Origin of the sequence: Cohnella soli (genome assembly GCF_042655525.1) — a bacterium.
In the GTDB taxonomy this organism is placed as follows: domain Bacteria; phylum Bacillota; class Bacilli; order Paenibacillales; family Paenibacillaceae; genus Cohnella; species Cohnella soli.
In genome coordinates, this window is the sequence record NZ_JBHSMI010000016.1 from 22518 (window position 1) to 32076 (window position 9559).

Annotated in this window: 11 protein-coding genes; 5 read left to right on the forward strand and 6 right to left on the reverse strand. The window is 47.0% G+C overall.

Going from position 1 to position 9559, the window contains the following annotated elements; all coding sequences use genetic code 11:
• Nucleotides 1-8 precede the first annotated feature (8 nt).
• From ACFPOF_RS09310 to ACFPOF_RS09325, 4 genes are all read right to left on the reverse strand, one after another.
• Nucleotides 9-1250, reverse strand: a complete 1242-nt coding sequence (locus tag ACFPOF_RS09310; protein ID WP_378131847.1) for an S-layer homology domain-containing protein — start codon at nt 1248-1250, stop codon at nt 9-11.
• A gap of 448 nt (nt 1251-1698) precedes the next feature.
• On the reverse strand, nt 1699-2088 hold the full coding sequence (locus ACFPOF_RS09315) for a gamma-glutamylcyclotransferase family protein (protein WP_378131849.1): 390 nt from the start codon (nt 2086-2088) through the stop codon (nt 1699-1701).
• A gap of 204 nt (nt 2089-2292) precedes the next feature.
• Nucleotides 2293-2979: a hypothetical protein gene (locus ACFPOF_RS09320; protein WP_378131851.1), complete on the reverse strand. Its 687-nt coding sequence runs from the start codon at nt 2977-2979 to the stop codon at nt 2293-2295.
• Nucleotides 2980-3003: 24 nt separating this feature from the next.
• The gene (locus tag ACFPOF_RS09325; protein WP_378131853.1) at nt 3004-3369 is read right to left on the reverse strand and encodes a hypothetical protein; all 366 of its coding nucleotides are present in this window, start codon (nt 3367-3369) and stop codon (nt 3004-3006) included.
• A 6-nt stretch (nt 3370-3375) separates the two neighbouring features.
• On the opposite strand from ACFPOF_RS09325, the gene ACFPOF_RS09330 reads away from it, so the two are divergent.
• Nucleotides 3376-3732, forward strand: a complete 357-nt coding sequence (locus ACFPOF_RS09330) for a hypothetical protein (RefSeq protein ID WP_378131855.1) — start codon at nt 3376-3378, stop codon at nt 3730-3732.
• A 112-nt stretch (nt 3733-3844) separates the two neighbouring features.
• Here the strand turns inward: ACFPOF_RS09330 and ACFPOF_RS09335 are convergent, their stop codons facing one another.
• Nucleotides 3845-5503 carry a hypothetical protein gene (locus ACFPOF_RS09335; protein WP_378131856.1) on the reverse strand — a complete coding sequence of 553 codons (1659 nt, stop codon included), beginning with the start codon at nt 5501-5503 and terminating at the stop codon, nt 3845-3847.
• An 883-nt stretch (nt 5504-6386) separates the two neighbouring features.
• Between ACFPOF_RS09335 and ACFPOF_RS09340 the strand changes: the two genes are divergently transcribed.
• Both ACFPOF_RS09340 and ACFPOF_RS09345 read left to right on the forward strand, forming a co-directional pair.
• Entirely contained in the window at nt 6387-6686 is a 300-nt protein-coding gene (locus tag ACFPOF_RS09340) for a helix-turn-helix transcriptional regulator (protein ID WP_378131858.1), read from the forward strand.
• 312 nt (nt 6687-6998) lie between these two features.
• Nucleotides 6999-7385 (forward strand): hypothetical protein, encoded by a 387-nt coding sequence (locus ACFPOF_RS09345; protein WP_378131860.1) that lies wholly within the window; start codon nt 6999-7001, stop codon nt 7383-7385.
• On the opposite strand, the gene ACFPOF_RS09350 is transcribed toward ACFPOF_RS09345, so the two are convergent.
• On the reverse strand, nt 7382-7618 hold the full coding sequence (locus tag ACFPOF_RS09350; RefSeq protein WP_378131862.1) for a hypothetical protein: 237 nt from the start codon (nt 7616-7618) through the stop codon (nt 7382-7384). The genes ACFPOF_RS09345 and ACFPOF_RS09350 overlap by 4 nt on opposite strands.
• A 147-nt stretch (nt 7619-7765) precedes the next feature.
• Here ACFPOF_RS09350 and ACFPOF_RS09355 point away from each other — a divergent pair, with 147 nt between their 5' ends.
• Nucleotides 7766-8092: a helix-turn-helix domain-containing protein gene (locus tag ACFPOF_RS09355; RefSeq protein WP_378131864.1), complete on the forward strand. Its 327-nt coding sequence runs from the start codon at nt 7766-7768 to the stop codon at nt 8090-8092.
• Nucleotides 8093-8278: 186 nt separating this feature from the next.
• A complete protein-coding gene (locus ACFPOF_RS09360) occupies nt 8279-9133 on the forward strand; it encodes an ATP-dependent DNA ligase (RefSeq protein ID WP_378131866.1) in 855 nt (284 codons plus the stop codon).
• Nucleotides 9134-9559: the final 426 nt, after the last annotated feature.

A 9559-nucleotide genomic window follows, 5' to 3' on the forward strand; every position in this document is an offset into this window, starting at 1 on the left:
AGTCCTCCTCACTTATCGGCGTATGCAGAAATGGCTGTATGAAGCGTATAGCCATCGCCACTTGGCTCAATAATAATTTGCCTCTTACCTACCATTTGCTTGATCTTCACGGACTTCCCGTTCTGGAAGTCCTTAACTGCTGTATCAAAAATCTTTTGAACGTCTGCTGCTTTCTCTTTGAAAACTGTCGTTAAGACCGTCGAAAGAACAGTTTTTGCGCGTTCATATCTTTCCGGATATTTCGTGAAAATGATTGTATAAGTTCTATTGCTAATCCCTAAACTCACATCCACGGGAGTGTCATAGTTAAAGAAATCTTCCAAATAATGATACGCACGATCATACTTCTCTCTTGTCGCTTCGTCTAAAAAGTAAAAGAATTGATTGCCGTTATGTTCAACCACACCTTCATAATCAGGGATGGTTTTCGCTAATTGATCGTGAACCAATTTCATTTCGTTATTGTCGAAGATGTTCACACTTAGATCCTTGTAGCCAAAGATCGGAACCATAGAGTAAGGAACACCCGACAAATTTACTTTTGCTGGTTTCCGGAGGGCATCGTTATTCACCCTTTCAATAACTGAAATGGCCTCTGAACGAGAAAGTACCTTTTTCGGTTTGAACGATCCATCTGGGAAACCAGATAGAACGCCTGTAATCAATGTTGCTCCGATTGCAGCTTTGAAGCTCTCCTCCATGCTTTTTTGATCCTTCATTTGTTTTACAGCAAGATATGCATACTCATCCTGTGGTAACGAATGAAACAAGATGTCCGTCGCTGAAACAATTCGAGCAGCACGTTCACGCGTCAGCGATTCATCGTAACGGCCAACATACTCGTTTTTAATGAATCCAAGGGTTTGTAGAGATTCCACGTAGTTTTTATACCACGGCTTACCTTGCGAGAAGTCGAACACAAATCCATCCACCAGCATATGCCGGGTCGCATCATCAATTCGGTCCAAAGTTGCTTTAGACCAAGTGACAGCACCACTCTCGTCTTTACCAGACATAGAGAGCATCATCATCGAGATAAACTGCGCAACAGTAACAGGAGCATCCGGATGAAACGTACCATCCGGGAATCCTTTTACGTACCCTTTTGTAGAGGCTTGCATAATCGCAGAATACGCCCAATGGGATGCTGGCACATCTTTGAATTTTGCTTGTTGTGCCGCAGACGCGGAACCTCCAAACGAGCTGAAGACTAACGCACTAGCAACGACTGAAATCATCATTTTTTTCATTAATTTATACCTCCAGTTGTATTTGTAGGCGGACCGGTCTGTTGAAGACCGATATACCCCTTTTGAAAGTTTAAGTAGGTCTTTCCAGGCAATCAGGCGCCAGCTCAACTGCGCGATGTTACCACGGCGCCGGCGATCCGGATCTGCTGCAGGAGCTCATCCAACCAGGCGCCTGGTCATCAGCTCGATCAATGCTGCCGCGGCGCCGGCGGCCGGATCTACTGCAGGAGCTCATCCAACCAGGCGCCTGGTCATCAGCTCGGTCGATGCTGCCGCGGCGCCGGCGGCCGGATCTACTGCAGGAGCTCATCCAGCCAGGTGTCTGGTCATCAGCTCGCTCGATATTGCCGCGGCGCCGGCGGCCGGATCTACTGCGGGAGCTCATCCAACCAGGCGCCTGGTCATCAGCTCGGTCGATGCTGCCGCGGCGCCGGCGGCTAGCATCTTTTTATGAAGCAGCAGCATTCCGGTTCTTCCAAGATCCATTTCTGATCTCAGGAAGGTTCTTCGAGTCGGACCACACATAAATCCATCCTTCAGTTCCCCCGTTCAGATCTGTTACCCATACCCGATCATAGTAATTCCTATCATCGGGTCCCGTATAACCTTCAAGCCGATCTGTACCGACTAATCCAGCCTCATCAATCAGCAGCCATTCTCCTTCAATTACACCTTCAGATCCAAGAACTGCTGCGGGGTAAGAGCCAACGTCATATAGCTTACCTGATACTTTCCCAGAAACAGTATCCAAAATGTGTCCATGTATGACTCTATGGTTTCTTTCCCCGGACTGCAAGGTCCCATAGACAAAAACATTGACTTTTTGGGTAGTTTTCATAAAGTTTTCCCCTCTCAACTTTATAATTATCGATTTAGTAATGACTAATTCAATTGTATATCAAATGGAACAATTAGTAAACCTTCCAATGGTTCCCTTGATTCTAGTTTACTATAGATTAATTAAGCGCACTATCATGCGCGTAATATTACAGTGATTTCAAGGAATATCGACCAACTCTATTTGAATAAAAAAAGAACAGGATCAAATGCCCCTGTTCTCGGATAACCATAGATTAAATTCTTTGATTGGTATACGAATTGCATCTTTAATTCTGCAGGCTGGTATGTTCTGGCGGGAAATGTTTCGGTAAAGCGACGGCAGGCTCATGCTAACATTCTCTTGCGTAAGGAATCGTAAGGTTTGAGCCACTGTAAAAAACTGAGGTTCATCATGAAACGTGGTAAAACTTTTAGATAAGTTCTGATCGCCGTAGTTCAATTGAATGAAATCAATAACAGATTGTTTCTCATACAAGTATTGATAGGAATTCCGTGATGTTTCTTTTCTGAACGAAAGAACCTCTTTTTTGCATACTAATTTCTTTTGCTTTCTTAATCGATGCAAAGCCATAGGTTCAAGATCTAATAAAAATTTCAATACTTTTGGTTCAAGCCACTCTTCAGGTTCTAATCTAACATCATATATTTCGCTTTTATAACAACGATACAAAAATCGAAACTGGGAATCCTCTTCAAAATCAAATAAAAAAGAGCTTTCCTTATTTCGAATCAAATAACTTTCAATCTCTTCACTTGATATTGAAGCTGTTTCTTTGTGCTTAATATCTGGCTTAATTTGCGCTTTTATTTTCCACATACCGCTATAGTCGATATTAAAGACCTTAGTCAGTTGCACGAAAGATAACTTGAAGTCTTTTTCGTTCTCCATATAGTTCTCCCCAACATGTGGTATTCATGGACTTCTGGCCAACGATCGGCACCGGCACACCTGGAGCACAGATGCACATATACCAGATAAATTATAAATATCGTCATATAAAATATCTATAGAACAATACATCATTGTTATCGTATCGATCGGCGACGCCGCGGCTGCCGGCTGGACACGATCGGCGCTCCTGGAAGAGCTGCTGCAGCTCGTATTCGATCGGCGACGTCGCGGCCGCCGGCTGGACAACGACCGGTGCACCAGGAAGAGCAGCTGCAGCTCGTATTCGATCGGCGACGTCGCGGCCGCCGGCTGGCCAACGACCGGTGCACCAGGAAGAGCAGCTGCAGCTCGTATTCGATCGGCGACGTCGCCGCCGCCGCTGGCCAACGACCGGTGCACCAGAAAGAGCAACTGCAGTTCGTAACGATCGGCGACGTCGCGGCTGCCGGCTGGACAACGATCGGCGCACCTGGAGAAGCAGCTGCAGCTCGTATCTTCGGCGACGTCGCGGCTGCCGGCTGGACAACGATCGGCGCACCTGGAAGAGCTGCTGCAGGTTTGTATCGATCGCCGACGTCGCGGCTGCCGGCTGGCCAACGATCGGCGCACCTGGAAGAGCTGTTGCAGGTTTGTATCGATCGCCGACGTCGCGGCCGCCGGCTGGCCAACGATCGGCGCACCTGGAGGAGCTGCTGCAGGTTTGTATCGATCGCCGACGTCGCGGCTGCCGGCTGGCCAACTTGGGGATAAGCTCCTCCCGGGGGGCCATTCCCCCCACCAGCACAACCATAATCGGATTCATTCTTTCTTCAAAGCACGAATAATCCCACAGCAGCAGAGAAACTACGTCTTTAACACTCAACTAAAGCTCAATTCGAGAGACCTGGGGATAAGCTCCTCCCGGGGGGCCATTCCCCCCACCGCCGTAACCATGATCCGGATTCATTCTTTCTTCAAAGCATGAATAATAACCGGGAGCAGCAGAGAAACTACGACGAGATCCAATGCGCAGATGACCAATAGCTAAAAAATAGGTAACCGAGATTGCGGGGTGAATTTGGGGCTTTGCGCTTAACTCCTCACTTGGCTCTCTCTGAGGCTCTTGGTTAGCTTCTGGCTGATGTGTCGAAGTAGCTGTACCGTCTAAATTAGCGCTCTCTAAGACGGTTTCAGCGACTCCGTGCATTTCTGGCAAAAGTGTTTGATCTAAAAAATAAATCGAAACATTTGAGCGCCCTTCTCTTTTTGTATGTACGTCCAACATGCCGCGCTCTTTCAGATCCTTCAGTACATGCTGAAGCGATCGGATCTTAACGCCAAGAGCCGATGCCAGTTTAGTTTGTGACATAACCAAATCCTTCTCCATCTCTTGATAGTACCGCTGGAGATAAGAGATCAGCAGATCTTCAGTTTCCTTAAAAGGCTGGCGCACACGTTCCTCTTTCGTTTTCTTCTTCGATAGTGGCCGTAGCTTTAATCCTGTAAAAGCGTAGACATACAACGGCGACGGGCCCTTGTAATCATTGCTGAATGCATGCTTAATCGCATTCACCACTTCAGACCAATTGAATCCGTACCGGCTAATGCGATGACAATACCAGGCTTTCAATTCGTCTGTTGCCTGTTGCTCTGTCCACCCATCTGCTTTCATGCCAAGGGCTAACGTGAATGCTGCGTTGTTACGTCCAATGGACCTCGACTCATTGGTTACTGGATTGACTACGACAGCATTAGGATCGAACTCTCCGGAGAGCATTTTTAGCATAGCTGCCTGACTCATCAGCCTGCCAAATGAAATGGATCCTTCTGCAGCCGCTTTCTCCGTCGCCCCCCCCATTTGTTCTTCATAGAAATCAAAATGAGGCTTTTCAGCATGCCTGAAGTACACCACGTTTTCAGCCTGTGGTGTCCTGAAATAATGCTCTGCGGTTGCTGCGCGCGGGTCGGATCCGAGTTGTTTGGCCATACGTTTTAACACAAGATCATACCGCTGAATTGTTCTTTGTCCATTCCATTCCCCTCGCAGTGGTTGCATCGGCAAATACACGTGGAATCCGCTCGATGTACGGACGACTCCACACACTATGTAGCCAAAGCTCTCCACGTACTCTACCAGCTGCTCGGACGAATGGATTCGCAGCTGCCGAAGATTTTCGGCATCAAAATCGAAGATTAAAGCAACCAACCAACGCAGTTGCCGTTTTTTATGACTTTTCGAGGTGTAAGAAAGGTTTGGGCGGTAATACTGATAATTATACTTCTCAATTTTCTTTAAGAGACTTGGCATGCTTCTTGCGTGGGCAGGTATCAATTGCATGGCTCCGGCGTCAAAAGCGAGAGCGGTCCAGCCGTAGTCGTTTTGAGGAACGAATTCACGATTGATGTTCGGCATGGTTCTTTCTGATAGATGGTTCTCATATATGTACTTTAGCAGCTCTCTATGGAGCTTCACTTCTGGGTTTCGTCGGAACTGAACTTGCCAGGGGGTTGGTGCAAATTGTGTCGCTACTGCCGTTAGCATCTTCATTGCCTCCGCATCAAAATTGGAAGACGATCCCTATCTAAAACTCTTGAATAGGGAAATCTCCGTTGGTATAATGGGAGTAACTAAAAATGGCAAAAATTAAGAGCCCTACGAACGACTCATTTTTTTCGAATGAGGTTCTAGGTATCAAAAACCATTTTAGTTTCCCGGCGCGGCTCGCCAAAGCCTTGCGCGGTCCCCCATCAAGCACGCCAATGCTCAGATGAGGGTGTTGCTGATGGTGTTGCTGATTTTCCCAATGATGTAAATCTCGCCCCAGACTGCCAATCTGGGGTTTTCTTCTGTCCTTTTATGTATATAAAAAGTGGCAGTGAACGGGCATTTTAGCCCCTTCACTGCCACTGACAGAACGCAGGTATATTGTCCTATGTACAACTAGTGCAAGAAATGTGAACTGGGTTGGTTTCCAGAAAATTTCTTGCTCAAACGCTTGCGGAAAGCGATTGAAATAGTTATACTTAAATCAATAGATCCTTTGTCAGTGGCTTTACTTTCAACGCTTCATGTAACACACTGTGGCCCCTTGCTCTCGGTTGGTGACCGGGTTAAGAGCATGGGGTCGAACTATTTAATTGGTTAAACTTATTATAGACTTGGTTGCGAATTCCTCGCAACCATTTTTTTGTGCCCTCGAACGAATTATTCTTCCATCATTCGACATGTGAAGTAAATTTCTAGGGGGTTATTCCATGGTTTTCCGATCATTTCCCCCGTATAATTTACTCACAAAGGAATTTTATTGCTTAATTTACCACTGATTTTTGATTTAGAGATCACTAAATGCGCATTATCGTTCGTCGTTGGAATTTGAAGAGTTTTATATGATTGAATATTATAGATGTTCGGGGGTTGGGGCTCATTGAAGTTGAAAAAGGCTCGTAAGAGAGCAAAAATTACCCAAGATGAGATTGCGGAAGCTCTTGAGATCTCCAGGCGACACTACCAGAACATTGAATACGGGATAGTAGATCCTGGAGTAACGACAGCTCTTCGCATCGCTAAATTCTTAGGAGTAAGCCCTTACAACATAGATGAATGGTACACACGTATACCTGTCAGCACAGAAACAAAGGCCACTAGGAAAGATGATGATTCCCCACCAGTCAGAAAAAAAGCCCCCTCAACAAAACGTTCGGAAAAAACTACTCACCCTGAGTAGTTTTTTTTCTTTAATCCGAATGAACATTTTCTACTTAAACTCCCCTACTCCCACGCTTTCCACTACATCGATCGATCCTCTATTATTCAAAACCCCGAGCCGTTCATCTCCCTGGCGATGTCTCTACTTATAGTTGGCCAGCGAACGACGACCCTGCAGTAACTTTTGAATATTCCGATTCATGCGATCTCTATTGATTTACCGAGCACCAGATCTCCTGGCTTGTCCGGATAGACCGGCTCGCCGTCACGCCACGCTCAGAAATTGGCCATTCTGAAAAATGTCTCACTGTATACACAACTGGGAATCAAAATGGTTGCAACATTTTTCGACATTTTTTTTATTTATTTTGAATCCCGATCATCAGCGCTTTTCTGGGGTCCACATGGCCAAGTTGGCGGCTATCCGGATCCGATGCTTCAGCTTGGCCAGGTCGATTGGCGGCCAGGGCGCGAGACGACGCTTCAGTGCCGTTCATCCGGATCTGCAGGTGCGGCTCCTCGCCCAGGCCAACGGGCCGCCGGCGTGCGAAACGCGATCGCGACGGCACCAATCGATTCGGATTTCAGCGGATCCTCGATGCCGATCGTTGATCGCCGGCGGCGCGACGTTGCTTCGGTACCGGTGCTCCGGATCCGCTTCTCCAGTTCGACCAGGACGGCGAACAAGACAGCTCCGATCGAGCTTGGATGCAGCTAAATAGCAAAATCCAAAAAAATATACGCGTAATAAAAAATACCCGAAACTGAGATTAGAGCGTATAAGCCAAAAAAAAGATAGATAAGAATCAAAGCCCCAAAAGCTAAGAAATCCCACTTCCGCTCAACTTCCCCGGTTTTATCCTTTACTACTGATCCTCGTGTATAATATCCCAACCTTAAAGAAAATTGTTCATATTCAACCCTATAGCAAGAGAGCTCATCTTTATCCAATGCAATGGCCTCCTCATGGTCTTCGGAACTTAAGCCATAGTTCTAACCATACATTAACAGATTCATATTAATTAGAAAATGTATCTTTTAATGATGTGCCTAAAATGTTTACTCTTGTCTACACTCAAGAGTAGAGGTGCTTTTGCAATGAGTAAATCAACCAGGGAACGCATTGGCAGGGCGATTCGTGAATGCCGAATAAGCCGAAACTTAACTCAAGAACAAGTGGCGGAGCAAACTGGCAGTTCTTATACGTATATTGGCTCAATTGAACGTGGGGAACGTAATCCAACGCTTGAGACGCTAGATCGTATTGCCCGTGCTTTACAAACTGATCTTTTTAGCATGCTTTTGATAGGCAATCAGCACGATGATACAATCATCAAAATATTAGGGTTATTGAATGGTAAGGAACCGTCTGAAATCAGTCGGGCACATAATCTAATTCGAGAGCTATTTAATCCAAATCCCTAAAGCACTGCAACCATAAATCATCTACGATCCACGTATTATTGACGACAACTCAGACGCCTGCTCTCGAGAAATCCCCTCGACGCCGGCGCTCCAGATCCGTTGCAGCTGCTCAGATGCAAAAAATTACCGGGTTCCTGCCTTATTGTCCGATGCTAAAATTAAGGACAAGAAAGGCGGGAATTTTCTATGTTTTTTGAGCCAATGTTACTTGAAAAACGTGAGTCTCCATTTGACGATGAACGTTTTCTATACGAACCAAAAATCGACGGGCACCGAAACATCCTTTCTATGGACGGGAAGGTCCGTCTTTTTACTCGTCATCATAATGATGTTACGAGCCAATACCCAGAGCTGCATGATGTTCCGATTGACGATACTACTGATCTCGTGTTAGACGGAGAAGTAGCTTGTCTCGACCAGGAGACAGGAACGATTGATTTTGGGCTCATCCAGCAACGGTCAAAAATGCAAAAGGACATTGCCATTAGACAAGCGATGATCCAGCAGCCGGTACATTATTACGTGTTCGATATCTTGAGATATCGTGGCCGTGACCTGCGAGCATTGCCACTTACGGAGCGTAAACAGATTCTGCAGCAAGTTCTGAAGCCGAACCAATATTTTAGCAACGTGATGAGCGTTCCAGGCACGGGAATTGCCCTGTTTGATGTAATCCGAGAAAAACAACTCGAGGGCATAGTCGCCAAGCGTAAAACGAGCAAATACGTCGGCCGTCGCTCATCGAGCTGGATAAAAATAATTAATTATGCTTATGATATAGTCCAAATCTCTGGTTACCGGAAAAATCAATTCGGATGGCTGTTGTCTAAACATGGGCGATATGTTGGCTTTTTGGAGTATTCAACTTTGGTCCCTGAAAATCACCGTAGAGCATTTTATAGTAAAGCTCAGGGCCTTATCACTCGCGAGGATCAAGATTTTGTTTTTCTTGATCCAAGGATCAATGCACGAGTTAGGTTCCGGAATTGGACAAGGGCGGGGATGTTGCGAACACCTGAATTCGTCGATTTTGTTGTATGAGTATCAGGTCTGGGCGACGATCGGCCGACGCCCGAGACGTCGGCGCGGCGCCGGCGATTCTGAACCGCTGCTTCAGCTCTGCCTGGGCAACGGTAGGCTGACGCTCGAGACGTCCCCTCGACACCGGCGCTCCAGATCTGCTGCAGCTGCTCAACCAGGGCAACGATCGGCAAACGCTCGTGACGTCCCCACGACGCCGGTGATCCGGATCTGCTGCTGCTGCTTAGCCTGGGCGACGATCGGCAGCCACACGTGACGTCGACGCGGCGCCGGCGATTCTGAACCGCTGCTGCAGCTCTGCCTGGGCAACGATCGGCAGACGCTCGAGACGTCGCCGCAGTGCCGGCGATCCGGATCCGCTGCTGCTGCTCAACCAGGGTAACGATCATCAACCGCTCGAGACGTCCCCTCGACGCCGGCGATCCG

Coding starts and splice junctions, on each gene's coding strand:
- ACFPOF_RS09360 (WP_378131866.1), top strand. CDS start 8,279: ATGTTTTTTGAGCCAATGTTACTTGAAAAACGTGAGTCTCCATTTGAC.
- ACFPOF_RS09315 (WP_378131849.1), bottom strand. CDS start 2,088: ATGAAAACTACCCAAAAAGTCAATGTTTTTGTCTATGGGACCTTGCAG.
- ACFPOF_RS09345 (WP_378131860.1), top strand. CDS start 6,999: ATGGTTGCAACATTTTTCGACATTTTTTTTATTTATTTTGAATCCCGA.
- ACFPOF_RS09335 (WP_378131856.1), bottom strand. CDS start 5,503: ATGCTAACGGCAGTAGCGACACAATTTGCACCAACCCCCTGGCAAGTT.
- ACFPOF_RS09355 (WP_378131864.1), top strand. CDS start 7,766: ATGAGTAAATCAACCAGGGAACGCATTGGCAGGGCGATTCGTGAATGC.
- ACFPOF_RS09310 (WP_378131847.1), bottom strand. CDS start 1,250: ATGAAAAAAATGATGATTTCAGTCGTTGCTAGTGCGTTAGTCTTCAGC.
- ACFPOF_RS09320 (WP_378131851.1), bottom strand. CDS start 2,979: ATGGAGAACGAAAAAGACTTCAAGTTATCTTTCGTGCAACTGACTAAG.